The sequence below is a fragment of the Nocardiopsis nanhaiensis genome, assembly GCF_054778635.1.
In genome coordinates this window covers 1-16,052 of sequence record NZ_BAAGZJ010000017.1, presented here as the reverse complement: position 1 = coordinate 16,052, position 16,052 = coordinate 1, and the positions used below count along the sequence as shown (strand labels likewise).

At 72.7% G+C, this 16,052-nt stretch carries 13 protein-coding genes; 4 read left to right on the top strand and 9 right to left on the bottom strand.

The window, feature by feature from the left end:
- Positions 1-709 precede the first annotated feature (709 nt).
- The 6 genes from ACYVD1_RS10635 to ACYVD1_RS10610 are packed head-to-tail and all read right to left on the bottom strand — an operon-like array spanning position 710 to position 9,776.
- Positions 710-2,908, bottom strand: coding sequence for a TIGR03986 family type III CRISPR-associated RAMP protein (locus tag ACYVD1_RS10635; RefSeq protein WP_460770813.1), 2,199 nt, complete (start codon positions 2,906-2,908; stop codon positions 710-712).
- Positions 2,908-3,660, bottom strand: coding sequence for a hypothetical protein (locus ACYVD1_RS10630; RefSeq protein WP_460770810.1), 753 nt, complete (start codon positions 3,658-3,660; stop codon positions 2,908-2,910). Before ACYVD1_RS10630 ends, ACYVD1_RS10635 begins: the two co-directional genes overlap by 1 nt.
- Entirely contained in the window at positions 3,657-5,459 is a 1,803-nt protein-coding gene (locus tag ACYVD1_RS10625) for an RAMP superfamily CRISPR-associated protein (RefSeq protein WP_460770808.1), read from the bottom strand. Before ACYVD1_RS10625 ends, ACYVD1_RS10630 begins: the two co-directional genes overlap by 4 nt.
- The gene (locus tag ACYVD1_RS10620) at positions 5,456-7,288 is read right to left on the bottom strand and encodes a hypothetical protein (RefSeq protein WP_460770805.1); all 1,833 of its coding nucleotides are present in this window, start codon (positions 7,286-7,288) and stop codon (positions 5,456-5,458) included. The genes ACYVD1_RS10625 and ACYVD1_RS10620 overlap by 4 nt, the downstream gene beginning before the upstream one ends.
- Complete coding sequence (locus tag ACYVD1_RS10615) at positions 7,285-7,971, bottom strand: hypothetical protein (protein WP_460770803.1); 687 nt, start codon at positions 7,969-7,971, stop codon at positions 7,285-7,287. Before ACYVD1_RS10615 ends, ACYVD1_RS10620 begins: the two co-directional genes overlap by 4 nt.
- Positions 7,968-9,776: a hypothetical protein gene (locus ACYVD1_RS10610; RefSeq protein WP_460758852.1), complete on the bottom strand. Its 1,809-nt coding sequence runs from the start codon at positions 9,774-9,776 to the stop codon at positions 7,968-7,970. Before ACYVD1_RS10610 ends, ACYVD1_RS10615 begins: the two co-directional genes overlap by 4 nt.
- A 157-nt stretch (positions 9,777-9,933) precedes the next feature.
- On the opposite strand from ACYVD1_RS10610, the gene ACYVD1_RS10605 reads away from it, so the two are divergent.
- Positions 9,934-10,140: a hypothetical protein gene (locus ACYVD1_RS10605; RefSeq protein ID WP_460758849.1), complete on the top strand. Its 207-nt coding sequence runs from the start codon at positions 9,934-9,936 to the stop codon at positions 10,138-10,140.
- 188 nt (positions 10,141-10,328) lie between these two features.
- On the opposite strand, the gene cas6 is transcribed toward ACYVD1_RS10605, so the two are convergent.
- Positions 10,329-11,276, bottom strand: coding sequence for a CRISPR system precrRNA processing endoribonuclease RAMP protein Cas6 (gene cas6 / locus ACYVD1_RS10600; RefSeq protein WP_460770800.1), 948 nt, complete (start codon positions 11,274-11,276; stop codon positions 10,329-10,331).
- Positions 11,277-11,403: 127 nt separating this feature from the next.
- The gene (locus tag ACYVD1_RS10595; RefSeq protein ID WP_460770798.1) at positions 11,404-11,937 is read right to left on the bottom strand and encodes a DUF1697 domain-containing protein; all 534 of its coding nucleotides are present in this window, start codon (positions 11,935-11,937) and stop codon (positions 11,404-11,406) included.
- A 136-nt stretch (positions 11,938-12,073) separates the two neighbouring features.
- Here ACYVD1_RS10595 and ACYVD1_RS10590 point away from each other — a divergent pair, with 136 nt between their 5' ends.
- Both ACYVD1_RS10590 and ACYVD1_RS10585 read left to right on the top strand, forming a co-directional pair.
- Positions 12,074-13,078 (top strand): hypothetical protein, encoded by a 1,005-nt coding sequence (locus ACYVD1_RS10590; protein ID WP_460770796.1) that lies wholly within the window; start codon positions 12,074-12,076, stop codon positions 13,076-13,078.
- A 39-nt stretch (positions 13,079-13,117) separates the two neighbouring features.
- The gene (locus tag ACYVD1_RS10585; protein ID WP_460770794.1) at positions 13,118-13,429 is read left to right on the top strand and encodes a hypothetical protein; all 312 of its coding nucleotides are present in this window, start codon (positions 13,118-13,120) and stop codon (positions 13,427-13,429) included.
- A 312-nt stretch (positions 13,430-13,741) separates the two neighbouring features.
- Here ACYVD1_RS10585 and ACYVD1_RS10580 read toward each other — a convergent pair whose 3' ends face one another.
- Positions 13,742-14,935 carry a helix-turn-helix transcriptional regulator gene (locus ACYVD1_RS10580; protein ID WP_460770792.1) on the bottom strand — a complete coding sequence of 398 codons (1,194 nt, stop codon included), beginning with the start codon at positions 14,933-14,935 and terminating at the stop codon, positions 13,742-13,744.
- A gap of 684 nt (positions 14,936-15,619) precedes the next feature.
- Between ACYVD1_RS10580 and ACYVD1_RS10575 the strand changes: the two genes are divergently transcribed.
- Entirely contained in the window at positions 15,620-15,883 is a 264-nt protein-coding gene (locus ACYVD1_RS10575) for a hypothetical protein (protein WP_460770790.1), read from the top strand.
- Positions 15,884-16,052 lie beyond the last annotated feature (169 nt).

The window sequence follows — 16,052 nt, the reverse complement described above, 5'->3', positions numbered from 1 at the left end:
GACCACCCCCAACCACAATCACCCCTGCCTGCGCCGGGTCTCTATCCCCGCATGGCCAGAACCCGACCCGGCCCCCGACCTTCCCGGCCCCCGAGGCCGGGGGTGAGACCTCGCCCTAGAAGCACACTCACCCCTGCTTTTTGCTTCTAACAGGGGGCCTCACCCACGCCCCGGCACCGGCCGCCCCCAGACACCAGCCCCCACACCGGCCGGGGTTCGCCGCACACCATGACCGGCCGCGACACCCCCAGGCGTCAACGCTCCGGCGGAGTGGCGCACCCGGCCGGAGGCCGGGGCAGTTGACGGCCGCCAGGCCGTGCTTGTGCCGTTGAGGCCCGGCCCTCCGGGCCCCTTGGGGCCCATCGCCTCCCCGACCACACCTCCCCCGTTTCCTGATAGCCGCCCACCCGCCGTCGCAGCGAAGCGGGTCAAGGTGGAGCGCCCTTCGATAGCGCGCCAGCGCTTCGACGGCGACGACCTTGACGCGCGCAGCGGAGACGGCCACCATCAAGCGGCAGGAAAAGGGGGAAACCACCCGCACAAGACCAACACCCCCACGGGCAAACCCCACCCAACAGACCCCCACCCACTGAGCGCCCACCCATCAGCCCCACCCACGGGGGCTGTCAGGCGCGCCCCCAACTCCAACACCCGCAGGTGGCTTGCAAGCCTGTCGCGCCTCTTCCGCCAGTCCTTTCGCTCAGCTCGCTCAGCTGTCCCGGAAGCGTTCGGTGAGCGGGGGCAGGACCGGGTACTCGGCGAACTGGCGCAGGGACATCACCGCGGTATCGGTCCAGGGCAGGCGGTGGCGCCAGCGGGTAGCCAGGCACACGTCGGTGGCTTGGTCGACCTCCGGCCAGCGATCCGGGTCGGCGGATCCGGGGAGGCGGTGGGCGACGAGGGCCGTGGAGAAGGCGTCCAGGAAGGTTTGGACCAGGTCGGGGCGGGCTCGGCTGATTCCGGCGTCGGGGCGCAGGGAGAGGTCGGCGGCGCGGGCATGGCGGTCCACGAGGTAGAGCTCGGGGCTCAGGTGCACGCTGCCCATGCCGAGGGACTTTCCCATCCCGATCTTGTGGGCGTGCTCGGGGTCGGTGGGGTCGCCGCCGCCGACCGGGTTGGCGAGCAGGAGGGCGCGCAGCAAGGCGCCGAGTTCGGCGTCGGTGAGGTTGGTGAAGGTGATTCGGGACCGCAGGGTGAGGCCGTCCCGGAGCGGGACGATGTCGCGCTGGGTGTCGCGGGGCGGGCCCGCGGCCGTGTCCGGTGGCAGGACGGCGATGCCTAGGTCGTCTTGGGCGCGCTCGTCGTAGCGGACGGGGTTGCCCAGCCGCGCGTCGTGCCGGTGCAGGTAGGCCTTGTAACCACCCAGCCTGACCCGGCCCTCGTGCGACCATGTGACGATGTCGGGGCGGTCACCCGAGGCCGCGTCAGGCCCCTGGACGAGGTAGTTCGCGAAGCAGCCGCGCTGGGGCGAGAGCAGCCGCACGCGCAGGGCGGCACCGTCCGGGTAGTCGGGGTCGGGGTCGGTGCTCAGCGCGTTGCCGAAGGACACCCTGCCCTTGAGCGCCCCGGCTTCGCCCGCGAACACGTCGGTGTCGCCGAACAGCGCACGGCACACGTCCACGGTGCGCCCGGCCCGGTCGGATCGGTTCGCGTCGCCGTGCTGCGGGCTGAGCACCTCCTTCGGGACGGCGCGGCGGATCGGGTTGTCGTCGCTGACCGCGATCCGGTATCCGCCGGAACGCCCGAAGGAGACCACCCGGCCCGGGAGGTCGACGTCGAACCATACGGGTTCCAGGCTGCTCCTCGGCAGTCCTCCCCCTCCGGCCCCGGCGACGGGCGGCCGTTCGGGGTCGTTGCCCCCGGCCCCCAGAGTGTCGGGAAAGGCGGCCCGCTGGTAGCCGGTGACCTGCTCCGCCGATTCGAACAGCTCCACCATGGCGTCAGGGACGGGGAGGCGTCCGGTGCGCAGGTCGCGGGGTCGGGGGAACAGGTAGGCGTTGCGCCGGTTCCCCGCGGCGGCCCCGGTCAGGACCACCAGGGCCGGGACCACACCGCCTCCGGCAGGTCCGGTGTGGTCGGCCAGGTGGGCGCGGGCCTCTTCCTCGGTGGGCGCGACGGCGGCGACCTTGCGCTCCCCGGGCAGGTGCACCGCGTACACCCAGCGGTGCTGCAGACGGCCGTGCTGTGCGTGGGCGGCGGGGACGTAGGTGTTGCCCCGAGGCGGGTCGGGAAAGTCGGTGACCCCGAAGTCCCAGGTGCGCAGGCTCTTCCGGAGCACGTTGAAGGACACCTTGAGGGCCCGGCCGGGTTCGGGTTCCAGGGCGGTGGCGGGGACCTCGACGACGAACCACCCCTCGCCCCGGGGTGCTCGGTACAGGAACCCCTGCTTGGTGCTCAGGCCCGCGCGGCGTTTGCGGTAGTGGCCGTGTTGTTGCGCCATGACTTTGCGGGCCCGCGTGGACAGGGAGCTGTCGGAGCTGTACGGATCGATACGCACCGGGGCTCGGAAGAACAGCATGGGCGTGTTCACCGGGCCGCTCTCCCCGCTGGTGAGCATGCGGAGCGTGTTGCGGACCAGGCCGCGCAGGGTGGAACCGGGCACGGCGGGCAGTGACCGGCCGCCGTGCGGGAAGCGGGTGGAGGCGGACACCCGCCCCCGGCCCAGGGTCTGGCCGACGAAGGTCGGGGTGAGCGTGGTCAGGGTGAGATCGATCCAGCCCGAATGCGTACCGGGGACGGTGCGGTCATGCGAGCGGAGCAGGTCGTCGATGTGGTGCACGGAGTGCAGAGCGGCGGCGGGCAGCGGGGCCTCGGCCAGCCGGACCAGGCCGTAAGGGGCTATGGCCCGGTAACCGCCGGGACGTCTGCCCGGGCCCACCCGGTCGGCCACGTGCCGCGGGCCCACCATCAGTACTCCTCGGTCCGGTCCCCGGTACCCACCTCGAACTCCGGCCCGGTGGGTTTGGCTCCGGCGCACAATCCCGTAAGCCGGTGGAACACCACCCCGACCGTGCCCGTGACGGGATCCTCCGCCCAGTACTCCCGAACGGTCAACCAGGTGCCGGTGCTCTCCAAAGCGGAACGCCCCCGTTCCGGCAGCGGGCGCGGACGCCCGGAGAAGTCGACCCACGCCACCGGCAGTACCGCCTCGGCCCCCGAAGGCTCTCGGGTCACCGACAGGGGCACGTCACCCTCCAGAGTGCGGCTGTGGGCGGTGCCGGTCCACCCCTGGAGCAGGAAAGACCGGTCACGGGGGCGCAACCACGCGGGCAGGGGACCGGGCGCGTCGGCGCTGAGCCACCCCGAAACCGCTCCCTCACCGAGGCGGATCTGCGCATGCGGGCCGAACACGAGCACCTCCAGGACCCGCCAGCGGTCCGTCGCGGGGTCGAGGGAGGGCGCGGAGAGGTGTTCGGTGGGCGGGCTGTCCGATCTGCGCCACCGGCCGTCGGGGCAGGATCCGGTGATCCGGCCGTCACCGAGTTCGGCCAGCAGCCACTGTGGGCCGCCAGAGACTCCGGAAGGTCCAGCCGCCTCCAGGGCACGGCAGCGGTCGCCCCGGACGAACACGTCGGCCAGTACCTCGTCGATCCGCTCGGGCGGGAGCGGCCGGACCGTCACACCGGCCGGGGCCGGCGGCTCATGGGCCTCGACACTCACGTCTGATCCTCCTCTGCCCGGGCTTTCCCGCCTGCCCGGGGTTCCGCCGCGTATCCCTCGCTACTCCCCGTCTCGGGCTCGACGCCGTGCCCGTGGTCCGCTTCGGTGAGCCGGGTGTGCAGGGCGGCGAGCCACCCGCGCACTGTCCTTGCCGCCTCGCCGTCCGGAGCGCGCAGGGCGGACAGGAGGTCCACCCGCTCCGGTTCCTCCCCGGTTCCCTTGTAGGTGACCAAGACGGCCCCGGTGGCGGAGAGCCTGCCGTTGCCGCTCCCGGCTCCCGCGCCGAGCGTGTCGAGCGGAACGGTGGCCAGTTCGCGCACGACCAAGGCGAGCAGGCCCCGGATCGCGTCATCGGGTTCGGTGATGTCCAGGACGGCCTCGGCCGACCCCCCGCAGTGCAGGTCCTTGGTGAACAGGCGGCCGCTCACGGCGTCCCCGAACAGGGCGTCCACCGTCAGGCGGGTGGTCGTCAGGGGCGCCCCGCCGGTCAGCACGGGTGTGGCACGCAGGCGGATCCGCGCGGGGACGGGCGGGACCGGAGGGGCGCCCGGCCGGTGCACGGTGTCAGCGCCCCACCAGTGATCGTGCCACGCCCGCCAGTGCCCGCACTCCCCGTCCCTCTCGGAACCCCTCTGCGCCCCGGCTTCCCGCGACGCACCCGCTCCCCGCAGGTGCTCGGCGGCGTCGCGGACCAGTCGGCCGCCCAACCGCTTGAGAAGCGCGAACAGCGCGGCGTCTCCAAGGACCGGGCGGACCTCCACCTGGTCGTCATCGTTACCGGAGACGGTCGGCCGCCGCCGGTGCGCGCGGTCGACCTCGGCCAGCCGCCCGGCCTCGGGGACGTCCCCGATCAGGAGCAGGCCCGGACGCAACGAGGAGGGGTCGGAGGGCGGTGGTGTCTCGGGGGCGGGTTCGGCGCGTTCCGCCACGTTCAGTTCCAGGTGCAGCTCTGCCCGCTGCCGGCGGTCCACGCTCAGGGCCCTCGCGGCCAGGTGGGCGGCGATCGCGGTGCGTCCGTGCTCGCGCAGCCCGGTGTCCAAGAGGGCGGCCAGGTCAGTGGCGCCGGAGGCCGCCAACGCCTCACGCCCCTCCCGCCAGCGGCTCTCCCAGTCACGGGAATGGTAGCCGAACCACTCGGGCTCGTCGGTGAGATCGTGGCGGACCGCGGCCCAGCGGGTGGCCCGCACCGCCCCGTGGCCGCGGCCCGAACTCCCGCCGATCCGGATGCCCGGGCCGTCGCCGCCGAACCCCCGTGCCGCCAGGACGAACTGGGTGAGGAGCCGGGCCTCGTCGGCGGGGGCTGCCACGTGCAGCCGCAGGTGGGCGGTGAACACCGTCCCGGCGGGCAGGACCTCCCACTGCCACATCCGCCCGGGTCGCACTGCGCCGGTAGCGGGGTCGACCCGGGTGCCCACCCGCACCGTGACCGGGGCGGACTCCGGCAGGGTGGCGTGGGCGTCGTCGACGTCCAGGGCGCTGGGTGACGGGGCCGAGACGCCCGTTCCGGTGGCTGCGCGCGCGTCGTCCGAACCCAGGAGGGTGGCGACGCCGGCGGTGTCCGCGGTGCGAGCGACGAGTTCGTGGCGGAGCAGGCCCGCGAGCGTGGTGGCACGCAGCCGGGGCACGCCGGTGCGCGGGTCGCGGTCGAGTGAGAGGTCCACGTCGCTCTCCGCGGCGTGCCGGGGCGTCGCCCGTGCGGCGCCCACGTGGGCGTCGGTGAGCAGGAGCAGCCGGGCCGTGAGCTCCCACACTACGGCGTCCGGCCGAGGGCCGTGCGCGTCTACGGGTCCCGTGGTCACCGCGCCGCACCCCCGCCCCGGGGCCGTTCCTGCTCGGTGCGCAGGACCCGCGCCGCCTCCGCCAGCCAGGAGGAGACCAGCAGCAGGCAGAGCCGCGCGGAGGCGTGGTGTTCCCATCTCTCGGCCTGGTCCGAGAGTCCGCTCTCCCGCTCGCTGGGCGGCAGGCCGTCCGGGGACGCGAGGTCGACGGCGGCCAGGGCCCGGGCGTAGGCCGGTTCGTGGGCGAGCCGGGGGCGATTGGCCCGCCACCAGGTGACGGCGGCCTCTCCACCAGAGAGGCCGCCCAGCCACCGGTGGACCGTGGTGTGCCCCGGCCCCTCGGGCTGGGCGAGCCGCGCCCGCTGCAGCGCGCGCACGGCCCGTTCCCGGAGTACCTTGTGCGTCCCGGAGCCCGAGGACGCCCCGGAGAGGGTCTGTGCGAGCGCGGTCAATGCCTGGTCGGGGGTGCGGTCGGTACGGGCCACCACCTCGCGCAGCCGCCCCAAGAGGCTGGGAGTGAGCGGGGCGAGCGTGCCCGCTGAGGCCAGGGCGCGCGCGTGGTCGCGGACCGGCTGCGCCGCGGCGTTCCACAGCAGTTCGTCGTACAGGGCTCCCAGTTCCGCGTCGCGTTCGGGCCGCAACGGGTTGGGGGCCTCGAGCACGCGGCCGTCCGGCAGGGTGGCGGTGCCCTCCCGCCGGGCGGGCACGGGTTCGGACAGCGGGGGGAGCGGTTCGGGGCGGGGCGGTGGCGGGCGGAGCAGGACGAACTGGCCGTACCCGTCCACGGCGCGCTCCCCCAGCGTGTGCGCCTCCAGCTCCCGGATCCGCGCTGTGGAGAGGTCGACGCCGGAGCGCAGCCGCACCACGGAGCCGGGGGCGGCCGCCCAGCGCTGGGCCATGGGACCGCGGTAGCTCCGGTGGTAGGCACCGAGCAGGACGGGTTCGACGTGCGCGGCCTCCACTGACACGGGGGTTCGGGGCAGGCACCGGGCGAGGAGTGCCCGGACCTCCGGCACGAGGGCGTGCGGGCGCGCCTGGCCCTGTTCTCCCACCACCAGTGCCGGGGAGAGCAACAGCAGGTCCACGGTCTCACCCGCCCTCCGCAAGCGGTCCGCCCCCGACCACTCCACCCGGTCCGGGGACAGCAGCCGTTCGGGGTGCACCGGGCCCACCGAGACCCCGCCGTGGGCCCGGGTGCCGCCGGATCCGAGCGTGAGGGTGCCTTCGGCGTCGGCCAGGACGGCGACGATCCGTGCCGCGAGCTCCCGGAGGTCGGCGTGATCAGGGCCGCGCAGCTGCCAACGGGCTTCGAACACCTGGCCCGGGTCCAGGCTCGTGGTGAAGAACGGCACCCCCTGGCCCGGCACACCGGTCCGCGCCCGCCCGAGGTAGCGCTCAGCGGTGGACCGCACGGTGGCGCGCAGTGACCGGTCAGGTGTGAGCGGGTCCCGGACCGCCCGGTAGGGGGTGCCCGGGTCGTCGGCGCCTTCGGCGAAGACGTCGACGAGCGTGTCGCCCTCCTTGCCGGGGGTGTACTGGTGCGCGGGCGGGGGGTAGGCGACCACTTGGACGCCGTCCCAGGCGTGCTGTTCCAACCTCGGGTGGGCCGGGGCGAAGCGGACCCGGTCGCCGCGCGCCACCCACTCGACCAGTTCGCGCTCCAGGCCGCCGCGTTGGAGGACAGCGGCGAGCATGCCGCGCTGGGCGCGCCCGCTCACCGTGGTCTCGGAGTCCACGCGCAGGGGGTCGAAGGAGGTGCGTACGGCCAGGGAGTCGGTGAGCACGTAGCGCAGGGGCAGGTACGCGCACACGGCGAAGGCGCCCGGGTCGCCCCGGTCGGTGGAACTCATGGCGGCGGACCGCCCTCGCGTTCCGTCCTTGTCCGCTGCGGACCGGCCAGGTCCAGCGTGGTGGCGTGCGGGTCGGGGTCGTCGGACCGGGCCAGGCGTACGTCCACCCGGCCCCGGCCGCGGGTGGCCTTCAACCCGATCTGGTCGGTGGCCAGGCAGGCCCGCGCCAAGCAGCGCCAGTGCTCCTCCTCCGGGGGGACCGACCAGGTGAGGGGCGCGGTCAGCGTCAGTCCGGGCAGGAGCACCCGGTTGGTGCGCAGACGGCCCGGCTCCGGTGCCCCGTTCGGGCCGATCTCGACCCCCGACTCCAGGGTCGTGTGCGCGTCGGTGACGGCCCTGCGCAAGGTGGAGCGCGCGGGTTCGGTCCGGCCGGCGAGCGCGTGGGCGACGGCGGCGCGCACCGGGTCACCCGGGACCGCGTGCCCCACCCGCAGGATCCGGTCGGCGCCGTGCGAACGTTCCCGGCCGAACACCCGCTCCACCGCCGCCGATAGGCCGGGCGCGACCGTCAGCGCACTGATCGCCCCCACACGCAGCCGGGCCACGAGCCGGTGCCGGGGCAGCTGGGGCAGCCCCTGCCCGTCGGTGACCACGTCCGTGTCGGCTCCCGTACCGTCCTCGCTCGACCCGACGAAGAGGGCCGGGGAGGCCAGGCGCACCACGATCCGATCCGGTGTGCTCACCGCTGCCCACCCCCGTGCGGCCCGTGCAGGGGGGACGGGGGCGCAGGTTCCTCGGCCAGGCCCGGGTCCACGAAGAGGTCCATCACTCCGACCGCGTCCAGCAGCTCCCCGGGTGTCCAGCCCTCGGGCAGGACCACGGGGCGCCCGGTCACGTGGGCGCGGCGGACCAGTTCGGGTCCGGGGTCGGCCCCCGACACCAGCAGGGGTACCAGGGCCGAGACCAACCAGCCGCGCTGGCGGGCGTCACCGTCGGCGAGCAGACCGCCCTCCGCTGACAGGTAGCGGTCCAGGAAACCGGCGAAGGCCGTGCCCGTCATCGGCAGGGCGGTGCGGGGCGGCCCCGCCCGGCGCGCGCGTTCCAAGCGGCGCAGGACCCGGTCGACCCCGTCGAACCGCGCCGTCCAGGCCACGGTGTGCTCCTCGGCGGCGGTCGGGTCCGCGTCCGTGTCCGCTACCCGCTGTGCCTTGGCCAGACGGCACATGGCCTCGCACAGCTCGTATCCGAGCGAGAGCGGTGCGCCCACCGGCAGTACCGCGATCCCCACACCGACCGTGGGCACGAACGTGGTGTGCCGGCCACCGTCCGGCCCGACCACCGTCCGACCCCCTTCACCGTGGACGGAGGTGAGGGCGCGGTGCAGGGCCACACGGGGGTCTTCGGTGTCGCCGATCCGCTCGGGGTCGGTGTCCAGCCAGTCCAGCGCGTACCGCACCATGCTCAGGGCCAGACGGGCGTCGCACAGCACGGTGAGGTCGTCGCCGGCGACCACGATCGGGCGCACGGGTAACCGGACGGGTCCGGGCGGTTCGTGGTCCAAGGTGACGGCCCCGCCCGCACCGGTCCCCGGAATCACCGGCCGCCGCCCGGGCTCCACCCGGACCGCGGCCGCCACCGCGCGTACCAAAGCACGGGCCAGCCCTTCGGTGAGCCCGGCGATCCGGGTGGACAGGGCGCGCTGCGCCTGGGCGCCGGAGCCGGGCACCCCGGGGTCACCGGCCCTTTCCCGGTACTCGCCGAGGATCTCGCCCAGGCCGTTGACGTCCACGTGCACCACCGCGACCCGGCTCACGTCCCCGTGGTCGCGGCCGAGGCGGTCCACCTCCATGGGCAGGGCCAGCTCGACTGGTCCGCTGGCGGTGCCCGCCCCCGCCAGCCAGGCGTCACTGTGCGAGCGGTGCCAGCGGCGGCCGATCCCCCGGGCCCGGGCGACGTCGGCCGCCACCCGTTCGTACACGCGGGCGTGGTCGTCCAAGGACCTGCTGCTGTCCACCGACTCCGCCGGGGCGCCGCTCACCGAGCACGCCGCAGTGATCCCGTAACCGTGCGCGGGCGTGTGCAGCGCGGACATGTGGCGGCGGGCGCGGCGCAGGCGGACCGGGAGTTCGGCCAGGGCGGTGTCCACGTCGGGGACCGGGTGCGCCCCGGCGACAGGCACGGCCCCCGGGCCGTAGGTGACGAACGCGACCACCGGGGTGAGGTCACCCGCGCGGTCCCGGAGCCTTCGGGTGTAGCGGGCCGTGAAGAGCCTGGCTTCCGCGAGGTCGGGCAGGACGACGGTCAGGGCACCGCCCGCGTCCCGCAGGACCACACAGTCCTCGGGCACGAGGTCGGCCACCCCGTAAACGGGGTCTGAGGTGTCGGTGAGTTCGGCGACCAGCGCGGCCCGGCCGACCGCGTCCAGGATGCGCCGCCCGCTGTACACGTAGGCCTGGATGCCCCGAAGGTCCACCCCGACGAGCACACCTGCGGCGGGGGGCCGGGGGGCGGTGTGCTCGGTCGGTCGGTGCTCGGGGGCCTGGGTCACCGCGACGGACTCCTCGTGGCCGGGGACGGCGGGCACGGCGCGGGCGCCGAAGGGGATTCGGGGTCTGCAGACCTCTCTCGGACAGTACCGCGTCTCTGTCCGAGAGAGCTGGGTGCACGGACCCTTCCCCGTTCCGCTCCCAGAAAGGTCCACGACGATGCCGACCCCCTACGGACACGAGCGGCTCTCCCGTTCAGAGCCGGAGCGTCCCTCCTTCAGCAAGCGAACGGGGGCTGCCCTGGCCCCCGAGGACCTCCTACCCCACCTGCGCGGTCTGGCCCGGTCCCTGCGAGAGAACAACGTCCACCGGGAGTGCGGAGGGGGCGCGGCACCGGGTCGCCGCTCCCACCGGAACCCGCTCTGACGTGGGCACACGACAAAGATCGGCTCCCACCCCGTCCACCGGGTGGGAGCCGATCCGACGGTGACCGCCCGGCCACCGGGTGGGCACCGGTCCCCGCCCTCCGTCCTCGGGCGGGAACCGGCGGTCTGTGGGCCGCTACCTCCAGGCAACGGCCGCTGGATCACGGTCTTGGCGGATCAGGCTCGGGGTCAGTCGAACAGCGTTCCCCCGAACTCCTCGGCCTCGGCCACAGCATGCGCCCGCTGGTCCCCCACTCGGTGCGGAGTACGGCGCAGGCGGTGGGACGCCCGGCCGGAACGAGGGGCCGGGACCTCGGCGGCGAGGCGGCCGCGGGTGACCGTGTCCACCCGCACCGAACCGAAGCCCTGCGCCGTGTACTTGCCGATCCCCGCCAGCTCCAAGAGCTCCAACAAGGTGGTGAAGCAGTCGGTATTGCGGTGCCCTGCGCCGAACACCTCCAGGCGCAGACCGCCGCGCCAGCCCAGCACGGTCCGGCTCTCGGCATGGTGGTGTTCGGCCAGGCGCACGTCCTGCCCGGGCAGGGCCGAACGGCGGACCTGCCCCAGTCCGGACAGGGCCTCCTCCAGCCAGGGCGCCGCGAGAGCGGGAGGCGCGAACCGGGCCACCGCGCCCACAGCGCCGCTTCCCCCGACGATCCCGCCGCCGGAGCGGTGCACGGCGCCGAAGAGGCGACGGGGATTGGGCCAGATGTGCGGGATGCGCTCGCCGGTGGTGTCCCGGGTGGTCGTCACGACGGGCGTCTGGGTGCGCACCTCCGCGGCGCGCACCGACGACGGCCCGCGCGACGAGGTCAGCATCTCGGTGTAGGTGCGGTCGAAGGTACGTGTGACCGAGAGCGGCTCGAGGACGTGGTCACCGATGCGCTGCACGGAACCGACCAGTTCCCCGGGGTCCAGGGGCACCGGGGAACTGTCGTCCAGCCAGGTGAGCGTCCAGTGGTGGAGCCGGTCGCCCAACGGCCGCGGCCACCCGTTCATCGTCCAGCGTTTGGCCGCGGTGTGCTCCGAGGCCGGCTGCGGCCACCAGCGGTTGAGTAGTCCGTGACAGTCCTCCGGCCGGATCGGCCGCGCCGTGTCCGCCCGGTCCCGCAGGATCACGGTCCACCGTTGGGGCACGGACACCACCACCCTTCACGTGATCGCGGCGACGGCGGCCCCGCCTCGGGCCCCGGAGCCCCGCCGTACTCAGTTCACCGATAACTTCTCTCGGACAGTCCCGAGCGCCTGTGCGCCACCCGGGCGCTCAGGCGCTCTCCGCCATCTCCAGAAGCCGCAGGACGGTCCGCCAGTTTCGCGCGGTGATCTCCCCCGGGCAGTGGCGGGCGACCACGGCGGGCAGCCGCGCCTCGCGCGAATTCGCCTCGTGGTGCGTGAACACCTCGGTCGGGGTGACGGCGATCCGCTCACGCGGGTAGGCGGACTCGTCGGTCGCGGCCAGAGCGGCCGTGTCCACCGGTTCGGAACAGAACAGCACCAAGAACACCGCGGGGTCGGGGACCGGGAGGGGGTTGGCGGCCACCACGTCTCGGAACCGGTCCAGTGTGCGTACCAATACGGGCACGTCCAGGCCGAGTCCGCCGTGCAACGCCTCACGGACGGCCCCGGCCACCTTTTCCGGGTCGGTCTCGTCCGCGGTGAGAACGGCGTTACCGCTCTGGATGTAGGTGGCGACACCGCTGTACCCGAGTCCGCTCAACAGGGACCGGAAGTCGGCCATGGCCACACGGCGGTGCTTTCCGACGTTGATACCGCGCAGCAGCACGATGTGTCTGGTCATGCGTCTCACGATGCCCGAGCCATACGACAGTCACACGTGCCCCGCCCGTGCCTTATCGGCGCTTGTCCGCCCTTGCCCGCAGGGAACACAATGGCCTGGCCACACACAAAGACCCGAGAGCCGAAGCGGAGGGCGCATGCCCCGCCTGAGCCACACCCTGGACCTGGACCCGGTGGACCGAGGGGACGTCACCCGCACAGTGTCCGCGGTACAGGAGGTCCTGCGCAGTGCGCGCTTCGACGACTCGGGCGAGCTCCTCCTGCCCGAGGAGCGGGACCGGGAGCGCCTGGAACGGCGCGCCGAGGGGCTCGGGTTGGTCCCCAGCGCCGCCGAACGCGCGGAACGGGACCGCGAGTGCGAGCGCGACGAAAGCCTGGCCGACCTGTCCTCTCCTGAGGACCGGGCGGACGAGGCCGCGGTGCGCGAGGCATCCCTCTCGCTGAGGCTGCTTTCGGGGGAACACCTGGCCCCCGGCAGCCGGTATCTGCTGACCGAGGTCGACGCCGAGGGCGCTCCGGTCTTCGGGGAGGGCAGCGAGGGCTGGGTGGGCACCGACCTGACGGTGACCGCCTGGGACGAGTCGGGGGTGTGTTCGGTGGACTTCGCCATGCGGGACGGCGCAGAGGACGGCCAGATCCCGGTCACCACGGGCAGCGTGTGCCATGACCGCGCCGAGCAGACCGTCACCGCCTACGCGGACTTGGGTTTCCCGGTGGAGAGTGCGCTGGTCAAGCGCGGTTCGAGCCTGCTCAGGGCTCAGGTGACCGCCCGGGTGGACCTGCGCGCCTGGTTCGCGGCGGCCGCCGGCGGGTCTCCCGAACCCCCGGTGACGCTGGAGGTGGAGCACAGGCTGGCGCGGGCCGAGGGCCGCGTGGCGCCCGCCCCCGGCCGGGACGGCCTCTGGTCGGTCGTCGGCGACCTCGAGCTCCGGGGCCGGGGAGCGGCCCGTCCCTTGGTGGCGGTCGCCGCTTGGGCCCTGCTCCGGTCGGTTCGCCGGGCCGACGAGAAGTCCGTCGAGCAGCGGGCCACCGAGATCGCCCAGGAGTGGAACGACCACGTCCGGGTCCTGCCTGAGCTGCCGGGTTTCCTGGAGGAGCTCGCCGAGGCTTTGGCCGAGGCCGAACCCCGCAGCCGCCGCTGACCCCTTCCGCTTCCTTCGGCTCCTTCGCGCAGTCGTTCCTTGCCACACCCGCATCGACTACGTGAGGCGTGCAGCGAACGGGTGCTGGCGCTGGTACGCGCCAAGGTCGACCTGGCCCGGCAAGAGGGCGGCGCACCCGACCTGGACCTGTTCCGGTCGCTGTACGAGCGGGCCGCTCCGGTCCTTCCCTACGCCGCGCGTGCCGCCCTGGACTCCGACGAACAGGGAGCGGCGATGTTCGCGACGCCATCACCGCGGGCACCGCCGACTCCTTCACCGAGTACGACCCCGAGGGGTACCCGAAGGGGTCGGACCGAGCTCGGGACGCGGCGGCGACCATGGTCGCAATGAGCCTGGCACCACCCTCCTGCACTACCAGCTCACGCGCGTGATGGACCTCGGCCCCGACGGACCGGCCCCCTCACCGCGGATCGGGGCGGCCGCGCTCGACGTCTACCGAACGATAGGCGGCATGGTGTCCGCTCCCCTCGGCACGACAGTGCGCGACGGCGCCGGATCCGTCCCGGAGCGAAACGAAGCCGGTGAGGAGTCTCGATGAAGTTGTCAAGCCGCCGATGGGGCCGAACGGAGCGGGGAAGTCCATATGCGGTTTGTGACGTGATTGTTAGGTGCGAACCTGAAACCCTGTTGACCTCTGCTGATCTACGCCGCGTCCAAGATTTCCCGGACTTCGGGCACGTCTCCAAACGGTTTCAAGGATGCCCGCACGACCCGTGCCCGCTCATCCGTGCGGTCGCTGCCAAGGTCCGCCGACATCTCCAGCATCCGCCGTGCCACGTTCGCCGCTTGCTCAGGCTCGTTGGCGTCGGCGTAGGCCACAGCCAACCACGACAGGTAGAGCGCCATCTCTCGCGTATGCGTGGCGTCGTAGCGTGACAACACGTCGTTGAGCAGTGGGACTGCCCGTAGTGGGCGCCTAAGCTCGGTGTAGGCGCGGGCCTCCATGACCTGTAGTTCCCCGGCGTCCACCCAGTAGAGCCACGTGGGTTCGTCCTCGTCGGCGTGCTGGGAAAAGGCTTCCTCTGCCTCACCGAGCGCGCGCATGGTGGCGCGTGCATCGCCTGCCTTAGTGCGGGCCCATGCCACCCGATCCCAGAACAGCGCGCGGGCGCGGGGCGGCGCCTCAGCGCCCGCTTCTGTTAGAGCAGCTTCGGCGAGTGCCACACCGTCGGATTCCCGCCCGATGTTCGACCATTGGTACGCCAAGCAACCGGCAAGTTGCCCGGCTAGAGTGCCATCCCCCGCCTCACGTGCGGCCGATAGTCCAAGTCGGTAAGTCCGCTCTGCTTTGTCGTGCTGGCCAGCGTCGGAAGCAATCCACCCGGCGATCTGAGCGAACTCACCCACGGCCGTTCGCAGAGACCTGCCTACGGCTTCTGTGTGCGTGCTCTCGCGCAGGAGCAGCACGGCGGAGTCCAGTTCACGGAACGCGGGAACGATCAGGTCTTGTCCCGCTATGACGTCGTCGGCCAGCCTGAGCGCGTGGACACGGGCGTGCAGGCGTTCCGCCGCTGCCGTGCCAACGTGGCGCCCTTGATTCGCTGATAGCTCCACTTCGGGTCGCTCTCCGGGCAAAAGCTCAGCGAGGGTTGGTGACGGCGTGTCGACTTTGGCGATCGCGCGTTCAAGGTCTTCCCGGTCCACGGCGAACACTGCCGCGATGTAGGGCAGCCAGAACTTCGGCGCGCGGAGCCCGCGCTCCCAGCGGTAGACCTCTTGTCGGGTCACCGTGGCTCGGCCGGATACCTCGCACAGCGCTTCGGCAAGCCGCTGTTGGGACCAGCCTCGCGCCTTGCGATGCCGTTTGAGCATCTGGGGGAAGGTCTCGGAAGCCATGTCTCCATGGTGGCCTACAAATTGGCCTACAGGTAGGCAGATTCCGAATCAGTTGGCGCAAACAACAGTGGTTCTACGACAGACCCCGGCGAGTGCTGGCGGGCACCCCCGGGGCGTGGCCAACGCTGACTTGGAGCGCTGACATGAGCGACCATATCGCCGGATTCCTCAACCGGAGCACACCCACCGCACCTCCACGGGGAGGCCGTCACCGACGCCGGACACGACCCTCCACGTCCCTGTCCGCAGCACAGCAATGCGCCGGACTCACAGTCCTACTTGCTCTGGCCGACCCGGTCCCAACGTGCACACCGCACCCCATTCGGCCCCGGGCCCGACGTGCCCCGATCGCGCTGACACCCCCCACCGCACCCATCCTGATGGACGGCGCGGACTCCCGTCGATACCGGCTTATCCGGCCGTCCTACCAGAACTGGGAGCGCCAGCAGCCGCAGCACCTCGGGGAGTGGGGAGAACTGGCGGATCTGGTCCGTGTGGCGGTTTCCATGGGGATCGGCCGGTGGTGACAATGACCCCTCGTTATGTCGGTTCGCTCAACGAGTTGGACCAGTGGGCGCGTGCGCACCGCACGCGCATGCAGGTAGTGGATGAGACCTGGGAAACCATCACCCTGCCGCCACCTCACGGGCTGGGAACGGTACCTGTGAACAGTGCCGCTACCGCATGCGACTTCCCCTGTCGTTGGCTCTGCGCCGCCGCGAACGCACATTCATCGTGGACCTGTGCCACACAGTCAACGGTGCCCAATGCCACCACGTGCGCCCGGTCATCGCTGGTCTGAGTACCGCATCGGAGGCCGAAGCCAAGCGGCAAGCCGTGGTGGTGGCCAGCGCCACCGTGCAGACCCAGCGCCATCAGGTCTGCGGTGCCAACGCCGAGAACCTGACCACCCACTCCGTGCAGGCGGCAACTTCGTGGAAGGGCTGAGACCACCTGGGGCGGGTCACCGGCAGCCCGCCCCGCCACACCCAGACCTGAGTTCACCCAAGGGTGGGAGATTTTCGTATCGGTAGCGCGCTGACCTGGCGGTATGCCGTTCGCGGTGGGGTGAAAGGGTCACTAAGAACCTGCTCGTAGGTAACCTTCGTGGCGTGGC

Bases quoted from the DNA above. Each gene is read 5' to 3' on its own strand.
- ACYVD1_RS10635 (WP_460770813.1), bottom strand. From the start codon at position 2,908: ATGGTGGGCCCGCGGCACGTGGCCGACCGGGTGGGCCCGGGCAGACGT.
- ACYVD1_RS10620 (WP_460770805.1), bottom strand. From the start codon at position 7,288: ATGAGTTCCACCGACCGGGGCGACCCGGGCGCCTTCGCCGTGTGCGCG.
- ACYVD1_RS10605 (WP_460758849.1), top strand. From the start codon at position 9,934: ATGCCGACCCCCTACGGACACGAGCGGCTCTCCCGTTCAGAGCCGGAG.
- ACYVD1_RS10595 (WP_460770798.1), bottom strand. From the start codon at position 11,937: ATGACCAGACACATCGTGCTGCTGCGCGGTATCAACGTCGGAAAGCAC.
- ACYVD1_RS10590 (WP_460770796.1), top strand. From the start codon at position 12,074: ATGCCCCGCCTGAGCCACACCCTGGACCTGGACCCGGTGGACCGAGGG.
- ACYVD1_RS10580 (WP_460770792.1), bottom strand. From the start codon at position 14,935: ATGGCTTCCGAGACCTTCCCCCAGATGCTCAAACGGCATCGCAAGGCG.
- ACYVD1_RS10575 (WP_460770790.1), top strand. From the start codon at position 15,620: ATGCGACTTCCCCTGTCGTTGGCTCTGCGCCGCCGCGAACGCACATTC.